The organism is Streptomyces sp. NPDC048604 (assembly GCF_043199435.1).
Lineage (GTDB): Bacteria > Actinomycetota > Actinomycetes > Streptomycetales > Streptomycetaceae > Streptomyces.
Map to the genome: position 1 here is coordinate 337,043 of NZ_JBICVX010000001.1, position 13,709 is coordinate 350,751.

A 13,709-nucleotide genomic window follows, 5' to 3' on the forward strand; every position below is an offset into this window, starting at 1 on the left:
TCTAGGCGGCGGTCTGGCGGCTGCCGGTGAGGCGGTAGCGGCGGTCCGCGGCTGCGTTGGCGGCTCGGCAGACGTCGCAGCTTTCGCCGTTCTGGAGGTGCCGGCGGTACATGCGGGGCTCTCCGCACTTCGGCGGGTCTCGCCGCGGCTTGACGACCGCGGCCGGCTTGCCGGGCTTCCATCCGTTGGCCTTCCAGCCGCTGACGGTGGAACGGTCGGAGCCGATGCGATGGCCGATGTCGGTGACCGAGTGCCCGCGGGCGTCGAGCACCCGAGCGGCGTGAATCTTCTCGGGGACGGTGAGAATGGCGGGCTCGCCGTTCAGGACACGTTCGATGGCGATGTAGTCGAGGTCGTGGGCGCTGTCGTAGGTGTCTGTGGTGGAGGTGTAGAGCCGCTCGCGGGCGCCGGCCCCGACGCGCTTGGCGTTCATCAGGCTGCCTTTCCCATGTCGCGGATGAGGTCGTGGACGTAGGCGCGTGCCATGCCGAGCCGCGCGGCGATCTCGTGCTCGGGGACGTTGCTGGCGGCGAGGTGGGCGATCTCCCGGCGCCGGTGAGCCCCGAGCTGCAGGACGTTCAGGGCGTCGCTGGTCGCTGGCGTGAAGTCCGGGTTGCCGAAGTCCTCGTCGTCCCAGTACTCGGGGCCGGCCCAGCCCTCGGCAGAGGCCCGTTCCCGTACCCGGCTGTTGCCGGGGATGTCGGCCAGCTGCATGTACGCCTCGGCGATGGCGTTGTGGTTGGCGACGGATACGCGTTGGCGAGAACCGCGAACGATGTACTCGACGCTGCGGACCTGCAGGTGAGGGTGCGCGGCGGCGATCGTGTCGGGTGCGTGGCCTGCGGCGTAGAGGGCCTGGCAGCGGCGCGTGCTGGCGAGAGCGGGGACGAAACCGATCGACGCCTGGTGGCACGGTCGGACGGCGAGGATCTTCTCGGCGGTGGTGCGGTGGATGGTGGGGAAGGCGCCGCGGGCGTGGTCTCGGACGGTGCTGGCGTTCACGCCGCTGGCTTCAGCGACCTGGCCCGTGCTCATCCCTGCGGCGTGCAACTTGGCGATGTGGCGGGTGACGGGTTCTGCGGGGATGCTGGCGGGCTGGCCGTTGAGTCGGCTGAGGAGTCGCTTCTGGCCGGCCCTGGTCCATCCGTCGACGCACTTCGTGCAGTGGCACGGCGGGCGGTTGGCGGTGCCCTTGTAGCGGCCCTGTGTGCCGTGCGCGGGGATGCTGCGGGTCACTGTCCTGTCTCCTTTCGCTGCCGGGGAATGGTGGGGAGGGCGTAGATGGCTTCGCAGGTGGCGTGGTCTTCGCGGGCTTCGTGCTTGCGGCGGTTGGCTCGCCAGCGGCGGGCGTCGTCCATGACCTGGTCGGCGGTGCGGACGCGGTGCCGGTAGGCGGCGATGCGGCGGGCGTCGGTGCGGCGGGCCCGGAGGAGGGCCGCGAGACCGACCGCGAGGGCCGCGGCGACAGCGGTGGCGGTCATGCGGCTGCCTGCCTCTGGCTGGCGCGGCCGCGACGCTGCTCGGCTATGACGAGGCCCTTGACGCTCAGGCGCCAGCAGGCGATCCGGTGCCCGTGGGTGGAGCCGAGAGTGGAGGGGACGACCCGCCCGGTGTGCTCGATGACGCCGGCAGTGCGGAGGCTGTTGATGACGGCGCCGAGGAAGCCGTGCGCCAGCTCCGGCAGCACGTCGCGCAAGTCGTTCGCGGACCACTCGTCGTGGCGGGTGCCGTAGTGGAAGACGGCCTGCTCAACGAGGAACCGGTCCCACGAGGACTGGTCGGCGATGTCCTCGAGCAGCAGGTCCTTCTCGGCGGAGGCGAGACGCTCGGCCGGAGTGAGGTGACGGGTCATGGCGGTGGTCCTCTCTGCTGTGGTCTGCTGGGTGGTGGCTCGCCCCGCTTGCCTCGGGGCGAGCCGTGGCGCTACTGGGGGCCGGCTTCGAGCTCGGGCCGCTGCGGGTCTTCGAGGTACTCGGGCGGGACGTCGATGGCGTCTGGCTGCCAGTCGGTGCGGACGGTGCCGTCGTGGGCCAGTGCGCGGGCGAGTTCGGCACTCTTCGGCAGGGCTTTGAAGTGGTTGCGCAGGACGGTCTTCTTGGCCATCTCGTCGTAGTTGTTCCGCCAGGCCGGGCTGTTGCCGGACGGCATCTTCTGGCGGCGCTCTTCGATCTCGGACGGGTACATGACCTTGAAGGTGCGGCCGCCGTTGACCAGCCGGGCGATGGAGTAGTAGGCGACGGCGCGACCGCGGGGACCGTCCTGGCAGGGCCGGTGGACGAGCTTCTCCTCGAGGCCTTCCTCGTGCTCGAAGTGGTCGTTCTCGCGGACGGTCTCGACCTTCACCGACGACGCCATCGGGTGCTGGTAGAAGAGCGTCACCATGCCCTGGTAGCCCAGCTGGAACTCCGCCTGACCCTTGCGCGGGACGATGTACGCCTCCTGCGTCGGCGAGCCGGGTTCGAAGCCGAGCTGCGAGCAGGTCATCAGGGCGCCGAGGAACGACTCCGTGGTGCAACCGGCCAGGTCCGGGTTCTTGCGGATCAGCGTCAGCGCGATGCGGGCAATGCGGTCGGCGTCCATGTGCTTGGGCAGGGCGCGAGCGATCTCGGGCTTCATGCGCTCGATCTGCTGCGCCATGGTCGGCTTGGGCTGCTCGCCGGCCTGCTCGACCTGGCCGACGTTGGCGGCTCGGCGGGCGACGGCGTTGCGGGCGTCGGAGGTCACAGGTTCTCCAGGTGGACGTTGAAGACGCGGGTGGGTTCGCCGCGGTACTGCTCGGCGTCGATATCGGGGTCGGCGGCGAGGGCGGCGTCCTTCCAGTGGATGGAGCCGCGTCGGGGCCGCCACGAGTAGGCGAGTTCGCCGCGGATGTGGACGTCGGTGGCGTTGCCGGCGATGGCCTTGAGGTGGTTCTCGGCTTCGGTGAGGGCGATGTCGGCGGCCTCGGCCTGTTCCTTCGCAGTGGCGCGGATCTTCAGCCACTTCTCGACCTCGGTGGGGTCGGCGACGACGATCTGGTCGACGGGGGTGGCGTGCAGGCGGTCGAGGAGTTCGCCGGTCGCGTGGCTGCCGTCGAGCGGTGGCTGGGTGCCGGTCTGGACCCATCCCCAGAACTCGCTGCCGATGGCGATGAGATCGTCGATGAGCTGCTGGTCGCGGTCGATGCGGTGAACGATGGTGCGCTGTCCGCCGATGAGGGCCGCGGTCCAGGCGTAGCGCCAGCCGGTGACCGCGAGCTGCCACTGCACCTGAACCTGCACCTCGACGGGGGTCTCGTCGATCCAGTCGGGCAGGGCGTAGGAGGAGCGGGTCTTCAGCTCGACGGCGCCCATGTCGCCGGCGGGCTCGACGGTGGCGCGGTCGAGGTTGACGAGCATGTGCGGCAGGCCGGGGTGGCGCAGGGTGCCGGGGTTCTCGATGACCGGGAGGCCGGTGGCCTTGGCGAAGCGGCGGGCGACGACGGGTTCGAGTTCGTGGCCCATCTCGGCGGCCTCGGAGAGGATCGGGTCGTGGCGGCGGGGCACGGTCTCGCCTCGCTTCTTGAGCCAGATCTCCAAGGGGCTGGTGTACGGGTTGAGTCCGCAGATGGCGGCGATGTCGCTGCCGCCGATGCCGGTGGCGCGGACGGCGTGCCACTCGTCGGCCGACGCGTCGGGCCCAAGGACGATCTGCGCACCGGACGGGTAGTTGAGCGTCACGCGGCCACCTCATCGGTGGCGCAGGTGTTGCAGCTGTCGATGCCGCAGCTGACGCTGTGGGCGTGCTCGGTGGGCTGGGTCCACGCGTAGCCGTGGTGGAGGACGACTGCGTACAGGGGGATTGCGTGGTCGCCGTCGCGGAGTCGGAGTTCGGCGAAGGCTGCGTTGTGCTCGGCAGCGAACTGGAGCGCCTCGTCGAGGCTGGGCTGCGGGTGGACGTCGTCCATGCCGAGGATCCAGACAGACCACTCGTCGTCGGCCCAGCCGACGCGAGCGCGGTCCTCTCCGAAGAGGCGGGTGGGATTGGCGTGGCTCACTACGGGCTCCATGAGGGTGTGGAAGGGGAGGCCCCGCGCGGTGCGGCGGTGTGCGGGGCCTGGGTGGAGTGGCTTGACCCGCCGGGCGTTGGCCGGTGTCATCCAGCGGCCGGCGGGTGGCTCAGGCGGCGTAGTGCTCGGGGTGCACGATCCGCATGACCTTGCCGAACGCCTCGTTGAACGAGTCCGTGTCGAGGCCGGCGAACTTCGAGCTCTGCGCCATGGAGCTGATGACGGCGAGCCCGTCGGTGGTGTCGCCCTCGTGGTAGGCCGCGGCCTGCCGGATGTCCTCGTCGGTGTACGTCGACGACAACGGCTCGTAGCGCTCGGGGACGACCGCGCTGGCCTCGTAGCTGATGAGGAACCTCAGCTCGTCCATCCCGGCCATGACGTCCTCGTTGCCGCGGATGTCGTCGGCGCTGCGGGTCCAGTCGGTGAAGTCGGCGATGAGGCGAGCGGTGTGCTCGGCGTGCTGCTGGTCGCGGCAGTAGGCGAGCGCGAGGCCGGAGTGGTGGGCGAGTCGCCACTCGGTTCGGCCGGGGACCTGGTAGGTGATGAGGCCGGGGGCGGTCTCGATGGCATCGGCGGTGGGGCGGGTGCTGATGGTCATGGCGTCTCCTTGAGGCTTGTGCGCCGGGGCGGCGGGGCGGTTCACCGCCGGCCCGGCGAGTCAGGCGGCCTTGGGGGCCGTGATGGGGCGGATGAGGTCGGCCTGGTAGCTGGCGCTGACCTCGGGCAGTCCGTGCGCCTCGATGAGGTGCCGTTCGAGGTCCTCGGTCGGCGTCAGGGTCTTGGCGATGTCGACGTGGTGTGTGCAGTGGGCATCGGGCAGCGCAGGTAGTCGCTCACGCCGCCACCTCCTTGCGGTGCTCGCACTCGCCCATGAGGCATGGCTTGGCCTGCTGGTCCCACTGCTCGCGGGTTACGAGCCGCATAGCCCACCCGTCCCGAATCTCCCGGTCGCGGTCCCGCTGGCGGGCCCGGAACACCTTGTGGGCGTCGTCGGCGGTGAGCGCCTGGTCGCCGTGGCTGCTGCCGCAGACACAGCCGTTGGGGGCGACGTGGATCCAGAAGCACTGGGCCAGGGGAAGGATCTGGCCGTCGAGTTCGACCATGAGCTTCACGCCGCCACCTCCTCCGGCTCGTTGAGGCCGAGGGCCCGGGTGAGGTCCACGTTCTCGGCGCGGAGTTGAGCGTTCTCGTCGCGGAGTCGGACGAGCTCAGGATCGAGCCACTCGAGCTGCCGTTCGGCGATGCGCAGCCTGCCGCGCAGGTCCTGCACCTCGGCGAGGAGTTCGTGCTCGCGGTCGGTCATCGGTGGTCTCCTCAGTTGAGGTGTCGCCCCAGTGCGAGGAGCGCGAGGGATGCTGCGGCAGCGGCGGCGAGGGTCAGCCAGGCGCGGGTCATCGGGTGCCCCGCAGGTCGTCGGGGATGTTGACGAAGCCGGCGAGGATGCTGGCGATGACGTCCGGGTCGGTGACCCAGGCCGGGACCACAGTCCGCGGGGCGAGGTCGGGGCCGGTGCGGAGCTGGTGGCTCGCGGCGGGCGGTATCTCCGGCACCGACAGCAGCGGCGACAGGACATCCACCGTCCGGCGGGTCATGACACGGCCTCGTACACCGGCGTCGGGCCCTGCGGGAACGCCCGCCGGTACCGGTAGCGCGGGCTGGGGCTCTTCGTCTCGGTCCACTCGATCGGACCGTGGCAGCGCCGGTACGGGCTGTGGTACCAGGCCCGGCTCATCGACAACTTGCCGCAGTCCGGGCAGGCGACCTGAGGCCCGATCGGTGCACCGGTCAGGTTGTCGAGGTCGTACCGATCCGGCCGGGACACCTCGATCCCGCCGTCGATGGCCTGCTCGTGGCTGAAGTCGGGGAAGTCGGAGTAGTCCTCGTACTGACGGAGGGCGGCGTCCTCGCTCTCGGCGGAGACCGGGACGAGGTAGACGTTCGTGACCTCGAACCTCACGTAGTACTCGCGCTCGTTCAGGTCCCACCGCTGGTGCCGGGGGACGCCGCGGTCGATGAAGTCGAGGATCTCCTCGGCGTCACCGCTCGGCACAGGCCGCGGGTACTTCCGGCCGCGGGCGTCCTCGTGGGCGCCGGGGTGGCCGAGGTCGCGGACGCAGTCGTAGATGCTGATGGTCTCGCCGTCCTGGAACAGCGGCTCGCCGCACTTCATCGGTCGCCTCCCGCGCGGTTGCGGTTGGAGGTCTCAACCCACTCGGCGATGCCGTCTCGCCACTTCTGCACACCTGCGAGGACGCGGTCAGCGACGATCAACTGCTCCTCGACCGACATGCTTGACGGGAACTGCATCTGCAGCGAGGTGCCGCTCGGGTCGTCCGTGGAGCAGAGCGTCAGGCAGGCGATCGGCGGCTGGTACGAGGCGGCGGTTCCCGTCCTGGTCCAGTACGCGTATGAATGCATCATCAGACACCTCGGGTGTAGTCGCGGCCGGCGAGGTCGGGGTCGATGTCGAGGAACGCGTGCCAGTCCTCGAGGTGGGCGCCGTCCGGGTCAGGGCACGCCTTACGGGCGGTGGCACGGATCTCCGCGATCTGCCGCTCCAGCACGGCCGTCGGCGTGTCCAGGCGCTCGATCGGGTTGACGGTCATCGGGCCACCGCCTTCGGAGTCACCACGAGCCGCGGGTCGTACTTGGCGAGCACCTTGTTCGCGCGGGCCAGCGTGGCGAGGGCCTGCTCGCGGTCCTGCTGGTCCTCGGCGCACAGCGGGCCGCGGAACCGGAGAACCTCACGGACGGCGCTGACGGCGTCGAACTCGGCCTGCAAGACGGGCATCGGGACGGTCGAGCCGATCAGGGCCGCGACTCGGTCGGGGATCGGGACGGGCACCGACGCGGGGTGCTCGTGCGACAATCGGGGCATGAGAAGCCTCTTCTTCCTTCGACTGGTGAGGGGTGGATCTAGGGCGCCGTCGGGCTCTGACACACCGGCGGCGGCCCGCATGCCGCTCTAGGCGGCGGGGGTGAGCCGGCTTTCAGCGGGGCGCATGGAGTGTTCGATGGCCTGGACCGCGGCGTCGAAAGAGGAGAGCGCCTCGCTCTCTCGCTGCTCGTGAAAGTGATCGATCCAGGTGATGCGGGTCGCGAGCCGCGTGCCGATGCGCATGGCGGGCGGGCCTTCTCCGCGCATCCGCCACTTGCGGTACGTGCTGTAGGAGATCCCGAGACGGCTGGCGGTGCCCTTCACAATCCGGCCGTCGTCGTCGCGGTAGTCCTGGGCCCAGACGAAGCCCTCGGGCGGGGGCGGGGTGCTGCGCTTTCGGTTCTCGGACACTGGGTTCCTCTCTTGGCGTGGGGGCCTGGGGTGGCCGGCGGGGCTTTCTAGCCCTCCGGAGCCGTTGCGTTCTGATTCGGAGACGCGGGAGGCGCGAAAAGCACCAGGAGGGCTACGCCGACGGCCTCCGCTATGGCTTGGGCGTCCTCGGCTGCGGCGTCACGCCTCTCGCCGGTCAGCAGGTGACCGATCAGCGAGTGGTGGCGTTGGATCACGGCGCCGAGAGTGCGGGTGGTGTAGGGGACCCCCCTACCGGGGTGTTCCATGCACCACCGAAGGATGTTCTTGTCGCGCAGTTGGTAACGCACATGCACCGTCTCCCGATCGGAACAGCTCGCCTCTCGATGGGAACATCGAAGCACATCCGAATACGACTCGTCTACGGATTGGAACGGCCGGATGTGAAGTTTTCCCCAAGAACCCCCGGCGGTAGCATCAAGCTGTAGACGCTTCGTCTTCGAGGCGAGAAGGTTGTACGGCCTGACCTGCGATTTGCTGGATCAGAACGGATCAGACGAGAGACGGCATCGTGAACGAGACCCGAGGAGAAAGCGGCATGGAGGCGTCAGCCCCCGAGCGGAATCGCACTGCCCCCTCGCACGACATCCCCGAGAACCTCGCCAGGGACATGGACCGTGACGCACTGAGCCAGCTCGTCCGGACCGTCAACGATGACGGCCGCGGAGTCTCCTACCAGGACATGGCCGACAGGGCAGCGACAGCCGGCTTCCCTCTCTCGAAGCCGTACTTCCAGAAGATGGCCACGAACGCAGTCCCGACGGCGCCCACGCCCGACCGACTGCGTGCACTCGCAGCTGCCCTACAGAAGCCGCTCGCTGTCGTGCAGCGCGCCGCGGCGATCCAGTACCTCGACTACCAGGCGACCGAACTCGCCGGCTACGACGACGACATTCGTGTCATCGTGGCGCACCTGGCGGGCATGGAGCGCTCGGAGCGGCGCCGGTGGCAGGCGATGATCGAGGCCGACGAGCGCGCCAAGCGGGATGAGGGCTGACTGGCCCGGGCAGAACGTCTCTGAACACGGATCGAATCGGATTCGCAACAGACCGTTGTAGCCGCAGGTGAGTGCGACTATTTTCGGATCTGACCTCATCCGTCCCAGGGACCTCCCGTTCCCTGAATGCCCCTAGGGGGTGGATCCGTGCTGTCCGTCACCTATGAGCTCGCTGATCTTCCTGAGGACGCGCCCGTGAGAGTCACGGAAGGGCCTGGCTGGATCAGGTTCGAGCTCTCGCAGAGGCTGTTCGTCCCCGAAGGCGTGGCTGCTCTCAACTCGGCCGCGGAGGCGGTCATAGCTGGTGGACAGTGGTTCCAACTGTGGAGAGGTGGGGTGATGTCGCTCAACTCCCCGCCGGAGGAAGGAGTCCCCCATGCCCGGGTACATCGAGGACCGCTGGTTTAGGAAGGGGCCCGCCGACCCTGCCAGTGGCAAGCCGACTCGGCTGAAGACGGCTCGCCATGGGCAGGGGAAGCGGTGGCGTGTCGCCGGCATTCCAGGCGTCCGCGACCGGTCGTTCGAGAAAGAGGCCCAGGCGAAGGCCTGGCTGAAGTCTTCGGCCACCGACGCCAGCCGCGGTACCTTCTACGACCCGCGCGACGGCACCATGCTCCTCGACGAGTACGTCCGGGTGCACTGGTGGCCGCATCTGCGTAAGCCGCCCGGTACGAAGCAGTCGATGCAGCCGCGGGTCTTCCGGCACATCCTTCCTCACATCGGGCACCTGCCGCTGAACAGGATCGGCCACGACGAGATCCGGGCGTGGCTCACCCGAGTTGAGCAGGACATCGACGTCAACACGGTCCGCACCACGTGGCGGCACTTCTCGTCCATCATGCAGGCCGCGCACAAGGCGAAGCGCATCCCGGAGAACCCGTTCCGGGACGAGGATCTCTCACCGCCTTCCGCGCCTCCGTCGAAGGCGAAGGCGTGGACGAAGCACAGAGTCGCGGCCGTGCGTCGCGAACTCCCTGATCGCTACCAGGTGTTGCTCGACCTTGCCGTCGGTGCCGGTCTGCGGCAGGGAGAGTGCTTCGGCTTCTCCCCCGACGACGTGGAGGACGACGACACCATCGCCGTGACGCGTCAGGTGGTCCGGGTGGGCGGCAAGCTCGCGTTCGCGCCTCCGAAGGGCAACAAGACACGCACGGCGCCGTGTCCGCCGGAGCTAGCGCGTGCCATCAAGGCATTTGCCGCGGCGTTCCCGCCGGTCGAGGTGACACTGCCCTGGGTGGACCCCGACAGGCCCAGCCTGGAGTGGGAGAAGCGCCCCACTCGGACAGTACGGCTCCTTGTGACCACGGCACGCACGTCAGGGAAGAGCGGCGGAGCGATGAACCGCACCTACTTCGACGACAAGCTGTGGAAGCCGGCGCTGGCCGCAGCGGAGGTGATTCCGCGCCCTGAGGTCGAGTACGTGCAGGGGAAGGGGAAGAAGCCGTGGCGGCGGGTCTCGTGGGCCATGCCGCGGGAGGACGGCTTCCACGCCACGCGCCACACGTTCGCGAGCATCGTGCTGGCGGAGGGCGAGACGGTCACACAGCTGGCTTCCTGGCTCGGGCACAGCGATCCGGCGTTCACGCTGCGGACCTACGTGCACTTCATGCCGAAGTCAGGGAAGAGGGCACTGACCGCTCTTGGCTCGTGGATGTCCCCGTCGACACCCTCCAGCGAGCCTGGCGACTCCAGCGCCGACGATTCTCCCCAGATTCTCCCCGGCGACTCGGATGAGGCTCCAGAAATGAGCTAAGCCCCTGGTCAGGGGCTTAGGCGGCAGACGAGTCGGGCTGTACGCCGGGTTCTGTCGCCCGGTCGCCTCGCGGCGGCCGGGGAGACGGCCATCCATCTAGGACCGGTGTTGCCACCGGCCTCGTGCGGTCTACCCGCGAACTCGGGCGGGCCGCCCTCGAACGTTCGCGCAGGGCCGTCCGGAGACGACCCCTCTTGACCTTGCTCCAGGTGGGGTTTACCTAGCCGCCTGAGTCACCTCAGGCGCTGGTGGTCTCTTACACCACCGTTTCACCCTTACCGAGGACCGAGGTCCCCGGCGGTCTGCTTTCTGTGGCACTGTCCCGCGGGTCACCCCGGGTGGGCGTTACCCACCACCCTGCCCTGTGGAGCCCGGACGTTCCTCGGGGCGATCCGAAGATCGCCACGCGGCCGTCCGCCCGGCTCGTCTGCCGTGCCGACCATGCTACCCGCCGTCGTGGGCCGGCTTGACCTTGTCGCAGCGTCAGGGTTTGTACTGGGGTCATGCGAATCGGCGAGATCGCCGCGCTCGTCGGGGTCACCCCGCGGGCCGTGCGGCACTACCACCACCTCGGGCTGCTGCCCGAGCCCGTGCGGCGGGCCAACGGGTACCGCCGGTACACCGTGCGCGACGCGGTGCTGCTCGCGCGGATCCGGCGGCTGACCGAACTGGGGCTCGGGCTCGACGAAGTACGGGACGTACTCGCGGACGAGGGCGGACGGGAGCTCGTCGAGGTCCTGGAGGAGCTGGACGAGGACCTGCGCCGGCAGGAGGCCGTGATCCACGAGCGGCGGGAGCGGCTCGCCGGGCTGCTCGTCCAGGCGCGGGAGGGCATCCTGACCGCCGAGGGGCCCGTCTCCCCCGCGCTCGCCTCGCTGTTCCACGACGTCGCCCGGACCGGCGCCGGGCGGCCCGAGTCGCCCATGGCCGCCAAGGACCGGGAGATGCTGACGCTGCTTGAGACCGTCGCCCCCGAGGGCGAGGCGCGGGACCGGCTCATGGAGACCATGCGGCAGCTGGCCGAGGCGCCCGGCGCGGTGGAGCGGGCGCACGAGCTGTACGCGCGGCTCGACGCGCTCGCCGAGGCCGCGCCGGACGACCCCCGGGTCGCCGAGGCCGCGCGGTTCCTCGCCGACACCCTGCCCGACGAGGTCGCCGCCGGGCTCGGGGACGCGGACGTCGTCCCGGCGGACAGCGAGCTGGCCGCCGCGTTCTTCGCCGACCTCGCGCCCGCCCAGGAGGCGGTCGTCCTCCAAGCGCTGCGGCTGGTGCGGGAGCGTGCCCGGTGAGCGGCGTCGTGCGGGTGCTGCGGGGCTTCGCCTACACCGCGCTGCCGTTCGAGGTCGTGCTCGCCGTCTGTCTCGTCGCCGGCGTCCGGATACCCGCCGGGGTGCTGCTCGTCGCCGAAGTCCTGGTGGTGGTGCTGTTCGCCGCCGAGGTCGTCTCGTACGCGCGGCTGCGGCGCGGCGGGCTCTCGGCGCGGGAGGCCCTCGGGATGCTGGTGCCCGAGCCCGTGCTGCGGCTGATCGGGCACGAACTGAGGCTGATGGCGAGCCTCGTGCTCTGGGCGGCCCGCAGGCGGGTCGGGCTGACGGCCGGCGACCGGTCCTTCGCCCACGCCCGCGACCAGGCGGCGCTGATGTACGGCTTCGCCTTCGTCTGCCTCGTGGAGACGGTCGGCATGTCGTACCTGCTCGCCGACCTCCCCGTCGTCCACGCGATCGTCCTTGTGCTCGACGTGTACACGGTGCTGTTCGTGCTCGGTCTGCACGCCGCGTCCGTCACCCGGCCGCACGTCCTGTCCGGCGGCGAGCTGCGGCTGCGGCAGGCCGCCCATGTGGACGTGCGCGTCCCGCTGGACCGGATCGCCTCGGTCCGGCAGGAGTCGCTGTTCACGCACGAGAAGAAGGACGGGGAGCTGAATCTGGCGGTGGGGTCCCAGACTTCGGTCACCATCGAGCTGACCGAGCCCGTCGACGCGCCCCGGCTGCTCGGTGCGCCCCGCCTCGTGAGCATCCTGCGCTTCCACGCGGACGACGCCCGCTCCCTGGCCGCCGCCCTGCGCGAGGCGGTGGCGCGTGACTCCGTCACGCCGGAGCGAACTCCACCTTCGCGTGCGCCGGGTCCGCCTGTGTGAGCCGGACCCGCAGCCAGCGGCCCAGCGGCAGCTCGTCGGCGCCGCCCGCGACGCGGGCGACGACCGCCGGGTCGTCGAGGTGGACGGTGCCGACCGTCGGCTCCTGCTCCTTCACGTCGACCACGTACGCGTCGAAGACCTCCCCGACCCGTCCCTGCAGCAGCGCCGCCTCGACGAGGTCGACGCTCTCCCGCTCCACGGTGTTCGCCCGCCGCGCGCCCGCCGCCATCTCCTCCGGCAGCGCGGCCAGCGCCGCGGCCGCCCACTCCGGGGGCTCCCGGCCCGCGACCGCCGCCACGCACAGCTCGCCCGCGTAACGGTCGACCAGCCGGCGCAGCGGCGCGGTGCAGTGCGTGTACTCGTCCGCGACCGCCGCGTGGAGGGCGGGCGTCGGCAGCCTGCCGTCGGTGAAGACGGTGTAGCCCGCGCCGCGCAGCAGCGTCGTGCAGTCCTGCAGGAACGCGGCGTGGCGCGGGTTGCCCGGGTCGAGGCGGCGGACCACGTCCGCGTACGAGACGTGGTGCGGCCAGTCGACGCCGAGCGCCTTCGCCGAGCGCCGCAGCCGGGCGACCGCGCCGTCGGGGGCGGTCGGCAGGGTGCGCAGGATGCCGGTGCCGGCGGCGGTCATGAGGTCCGCCGCGGCCATGCCGGTCAGCAGGGAGATCTGGGCGTTCCAGGCGTCCGCGGGCAGCGGGGCGCGGTACACCGGCGCGTAGGAGCCGCCTCGTTCGACGATCTCCTGCTCGGGGACGTTGAGGGAGATCCCGCCGCGTTCGGCCTCCAGCGCCTCCCGCAGCCGGCCGATCTCGCGCAGCAGGGCGAGCGGTTCCTCGGCCGTGCCGTCGTCGATCTTCTGCTGGACGCCCGCGTAGTCGAGGCGCGCGCGGCTGCGGACGAGGGCGCGACGTACGTCGGTGGCGACCCGGCGGCCCTCCGCGTCGAGGTCGATCCGCCAGAGCAGGACGGGCACGGTCTGGCCCGGGAGCAGGCTGGCGACTCCTTCGGAGAGGGCGGGCGGGTGGAGCGGGACGCGACCGTCGGGGAAGTAGAGGGTGAGGACACGGCGGTGCGCCTCGGCGTCGATCGCGCCGCCGGGCGCGACGAACGCGGCGACGTCGGCGATGGCGTAGTGCACGCGATAGCCGCCGTCGCCCCGCCGGGTGAGGTGCATGGCCTGGTCGAGGTCGGTCGAGCCGGGCGGGTCGATGGTGAAGAAGGGGAGGTCGGTGGCGTCCTCGGCGGGCAGCCGCGGTTCGCGCGCGGCGGCGTCGGCCTCGGCGAGGACCGCGGGCGGGAACGCGTCGGGGATCGCCAGCTCGGCGCGCAGGGCGCGCAGCGCGGCCCGCAGCGGAGCCTCGGCTGCGCCGGTCACGTGCAGATGGCGGCGGGGCATGGACCGAGCGTATGGCGGGGGGCCTGGCCCGGCACTTTGTAGGCTGGGCGGTCGGGGCCGCACCCCCACCCTCGCGTCTACGAAGGAGAACCACC

21 protein-coding genes and 1 other RNA gene are annotated in these 13,709 nt (G+C 70.6%); 4 read left to right on the forward strand and 18 right to left on the reverse strand.

Annotated elements, in window-relative coordinates; translation table 11 throughout:
• Window position 1 precedes the first annotated feature (1 nt).
• The 16 genes from ACGFMM_RS01585 to ACGFMM_RS01660 all read right to left on the reverse strand — a co-directional run bounded on the left by ACGFMM_RS01585 (window position 2) and on the right by ACGFMM_RS01660 (window position 7,316).
• Window positions 2-433 carry a hypothetical protein gene (locus ACGFMM_RS01585; protein ID WP_393642087.1) on the reverse strand — a complete coding sequence of 144 codons (432 nt, stop codon included), beginning with the start codon at window positions 431-433 and terminating at the stop codon, window positions 2-4.
• A complete protein-coding gene (locus ACGFMM_RS01590) occupies window positions 433-1,236 on the reverse strand; it encodes a hypothetical protein (RefSeq protein ID WP_393642088.1) in 804 nt (267 codons plus the stop codon). The genes ACGFMM_RS01585 and ACGFMM_RS01590 overlap by 1 nt, the downstream gene beginning before the upstream one ends.
• Window positions 1,233-1,481 (reverse strand): hypothetical protein, encoded by a 249-nt coding sequence (locus ACGFMM_RS01595; RefSeq protein ID WP_393642090.1) that lies wholly within the window; start codon window positions 1,479-1,481, stop codon window positions 1,233-1,235. Before ACGFMM_RS01595 ends, ACGFMM_RS01590 begins: the two co-directional genes overlap by 4 nt.
• Window positions 1,478-1,852 carry a hypothetical protein gene (locus ACGFMM_RS01600; protein WP_393642092.1) on the reverse strand — a complete coding sequence of 125 codons (375 nt, stop codon included), beginning with the start codon at window positions 1,850-1,852 and terminating at the stop codon, window positions 1,478-1,480. The genes ACGFMM_RS01595 and ACGFMM_RS01600 overlap by 4 nt, the downstream gene beginning before the upstream one ends.
• Before the next feature lie 71 nt (window positions 1,853-1,923).
• Entirely contained in the window at window positions 1,924-2,724 is an 801-nt protein-coding gene (locus tag ACGFMM_RS01605) for a recombinase RecT (RefSeq protein WP_393642094.1), read from the reverse strand.
• A complete protein-coding gene (locus ACGFMM_RS01610; RefSeq protein WP_393642095.1) occupies window positions 2,721-3,698 on the reverse strand; it encodes a YqaJ viral recombinase family protein in 978 nt (325 codons plus the stop codon). The genes ACGFMM_RS01605 and ACGFMM_RS01610 overlap by 4 nt, the downstream gene beginning before the upstream one ends.
• Window positions 3,695-4,015 (reverse strand): hypothetical protein, encoded by a 321-nt coding sequence (locus ACGFMM_RS01615; protein ID WP_393642097.1) that lies wholly within the window; start codon window positions 4,013-4,015, stop codon window positions 3,695-3,697. Before ACGFMM_RS01615 ends, ACGFMM_RS01610 begins: the two co-directional genes overlap by 4 nt.
• Window positions 4,016-4,136: 121 nt before the next feature.
• Window positions 4,137-4,625: a hypothetical protein gene (locus ACGFMM_RS01620; RefSeq protein ID WP_393642099.1), complete on the reverse strand. Its 489-nt coding sequence runs from the start codon at window positions 4,623-4,625 to the stop codon at window positions 4,137-4,139.
• A gap of 235 nt (window positions 4,626-4,860) precedes the next feature.
• Complete coding sequence (locus ACGFMM_RS01625; protein WP_393642100.1) at window positions 4,861-5,139, reverse strand: hypothetical protein; 279 nt, start codon at window positions 5,137-5,139, stop codon at window positions 4,861-4,863.
• Entirely contained in the window at window positions 5,136-5,330 is a 195-nt protein-coding gene (locus ACGFMM_RS01630) for a hypothetical protein (protein ID WP_393642101.1), read from the reverse strand. Before ACGFMM_RS01630 ends, ACGFMM_RS01625 begins: the two co-directional genes overlap by 4 nt.
• Before the next feature lie 88 nt (window positions 5,331-5,418).
• Window positions 5,419-5,619, reverse strand: a complete 201-nt coding sequence (locus tag ACGFMM_RS01635; RefSeq protein ID WP_393642103.1) for a hypothetical protein — start codon at window positions 5,617-5,619, stop codon at window positions 5,419-5,421.
• Window positions 5,616-6,197 (reverse strand): hypothetical protein, encoded by a 582-nt coding sequence (locus ACGFMM_RS01640; RefSeq protein ID WP_393642104.1) that lies wholly within the window; start codon window positions 6,195-6,197, stop codon window positions 5,616-5,618. The genes ACGFMM_RS01635 and ACGFMM_RS01640 overlap by 4 nt, the downstream gene beginning before the upstream one ends.
• Window positions 6,194-6,448: a hypothetical protein gene (locus ACGFMM_RS01645; protein WP_393642106.1), complete on the reverse strand. Its 255-nt coding sequence runs from the start codon at window positions 6,446-6,448 to the stop codon at window positions 6,194-6,196. The genes ACGFMM_RS01640 and ACGFMM_RS01645 overlap by 4 nt, the downstream gene beginning before the upstream one ends.
• Window positions 6,448-6,633: a hypothetical protein gene (locus tag ACGFMM_RS01650; protein ID WP_393642107.1), complete on the reverse strand. Its 186-nt coding sequence runs from the start codon at window positions 6,631-6,633 to the stop codon at window positions 6,448-6,450. The genes ACGFMM_RS01645 and ACGFMM_RS01650 overlap by 1 nt, the downstream gene beginning before the upstream one ends.
• Window positions 6,630-6,905, reverse strand: a complete 276-nt coding sequence (locus ACGFMM_RS01655; RefSeq protein WP_393642109.1) for a hypothetical protein — start codon at window positions 6,903-6,905, stop codon at window positions 6,630-6,632. The genes ACGFMM_RS01650 and ACGFMM_RS01655 overlap by 4 nt, the downstream gene beginning before the upstream one ends.
• 87 nt (window positions 6,906-6,992) lie before the next feature.
• On the reverse strand, window positions 6,993-7,316 hold the full coding sequence (locus ACGFMM_RS01660) for a hypothetical protein (protein ID WP_393642110.1): 324 nt from the start codon (window positions 7,314-7,316) through the stop codon (window positions 6,993-6,995).
• A gap of 556 nt (window positions 7,317-7,872) precedes the next feature.
• Between ACGFMM_RS01660 and ACGFMM_RS01665 the strand changes: the two genes are divergently transcribed.
• Together ACGFMM_RS01665 and ACGFMM_RS01670 are read left to right on the forward strand one after the other, a co-directional pair.
• Entirely contained in the window at window positions 7,873-8,331 is a 459-nt protein-coding gene (locus ACGFMM_RS01665) for a hypothetical protein (RefSeq protein WP_393642112.1), read from the forward strand.
• A gap of 376 nt (window positions 8,332-8,707) precedes the next feature.
• Window positions 8,708-10,084, forward strand: coding sequence for a tyrosine-type recombinase/integrase (locus ACGFMM_RS01670; RefSeq protein ID WP_393642113.1), 1,377 nt, complete (start codon window positions 8,708-8,710; stop codon window positions 10,082-10,084).
• Window positions 10,085-10,108: 24 nt separating this feature from the next.
• Here the strand turns inward: ACGFMM_RS01670 and rnpB are convergent.
• An RNA gene (gene rnpB / locus ACGFMM_RS01675) (RNase P RNA component class A) lies at window positions 10,109-10,510 on the reverse strand.
• A 77-nt stretch (window positions 10,511-10,587) separates the two neighbouring features.
• Here rnpB and ACGFMM_RS01680 point away from each other — a divergent pair.
• Together ACGFMM_RS01680 and ACGFMM_RS01685 are read left to right on the forward strand one after the other, a co-directional pair.
• Window positions 10,588-11,373, forward strand: coding sequence for a MerR family transcriptional regulator (locus tag ACGFMM_RS01680; protein WP_393642114.1), 786 nt, complete (start codon window positions 10,588-10,590; stop codon window positions 11,371-11,373).
• Window positions 11,370-12,221 carry a hypothetical protein gene (locus ACGFMM_RS01685; protein ID WP_393642116.1) on the forward strand — a complete coding sequence of 284 codons (852 nt, stop codon included), beginning with the start codon at window positions 11,370-11,372 and terminating at the stop codon, window positions 12,219-12,221. The genes ACGFMM_RS01680 and ACGFMM_RS01685 overlap by 4 nt, the downstream gene beginning before the upstream one ends.
• Here the strand turns inward: ACGFMM_RS01685 and ACGFMM_RS01690 are convergent.
• Window positions 12,172-13,614: an RNB domain-containing ribonuclease gene (locus ACGFMM_RS01690; protein WP_393642117.1), complete on the reverse strand. Its 1,443-nt coding sequence runs from the start codon at window positions 13,612-13,614 to the stop codon at window positions 12,172-12,174. The genes ACGFMM_RS01685 and ACGFMM_RS01690 overlap by 50 nt on opposite strands.
• Window positions 13,615-13,709: the final 95 nt, after the last annotated feature.

Excerpts from the sequence above, each read along its gene's own strand:
- ACGFMM_RS01585 (WP_393642087.1), bottom strand. The coding sequence starts at position 433 with ATGAACGCCAAGCGCGTCGGGGCCGGCGCCCGCGAGCGGCTCTACACC.
- ACGFMM_RS01595 (WP_393642090.1), bottom strand. The coding sequence starts at position 1,481 with ATGACCGCCACCGCTGTCGCCGCGGCCCTCGCGGTCGGTCTCGCGGCC.
- ACGFMM_RS01600 (WP_393642092.1), bottom strand. The coding sequence starts at position 1,852 with ATGACCCGTCACCTCACTCCGGCCGAGCGTCTCGCCTCCGCCGAGAAG.
- ACGFMM_RS01620 (WP_393642099.1), bottom strand. The coding sequence starts at position 4,625 with ATGACCATCAGCACCCGCCCCACCGCCGATGCCATCGAGACCGCCCCC.
- ACGFMM_RS01630 (WP_393642101.1), bottom strand. The coding sequence starts at position 5,330 with ATGACCGACCGCGAGCACGAACTCCTCGCCGAGGTGCAGGACCTGCGC.
- ACGFMM_RS01635 (WP_393642103.1), bottom strand. The coding sequence starts at position 5,619 with ATGACCCGCCGGACGGTGGATGTCCTGTCGCCGCTGCTGTCGGTGCCG.
- ACGFMM_RS01640 (WP_393642104.1), bottom strand. The coding sequence starts at position 6,197 with ATGAAGTGCGGCGAGCCGCTGTTCCAGGACGGCGAGACCATCAGCATC.
- ACGFMM_RS01645 (WP_393642106.1), bottom strand. The coding sequence starts at position 6,448 with ATGATGCATTCATACGCGTACTGGACCAGGACGGGAACCGCCGCCTCG.
- ACGFMM_RS01650 (WP_393642107.1), bottom strand. The coding sequence starts at position 6,633 with ATGACCGTCAACCCGATCGAGCGCCTGGACACGCCGACGGCCGTGCTG.
- ACGFMM_RS01655 (WP_393642109.1), bottom strand. The coding sequence starts at position 6,905 with ATGCCCCGATTGTCGCACGAGCACCCCGCGTCGGTGCCCGTCCCGATC.
- ACGFMM_RS01665 (WP_393642112.1), top strand. The coding sequence starts at position 7,873 with ATGGAGGCGTCAGCCCCCGAGCGGAATCGCACTGCCCCCTCGCACGAC.
- ACGFMM_RS01670 (WP_393642113.1), top strand. The coding sequence starts at position 8,708 with ATGCCCGGGTACATCGAGGACCGCTGGTTTAGGAAGGGGCCCGCCGAC.
- ACGFMM_RS01680 (WP_393642114.1), top strand. The coding sequence starts at position 10,588 with ATGCGAATCGGCGAGATCGCCGCGCTCGTCGGGGTCACCCCGCGGGCC.
- ACGFMM_RS01690 (WP_393642117.1), bottom strand. The coding sequence starts at position 13,614 with ATGCCCCGCCGCCATCTGCACGTGACCGGCGCAGCCGAGGCTCCGCTG.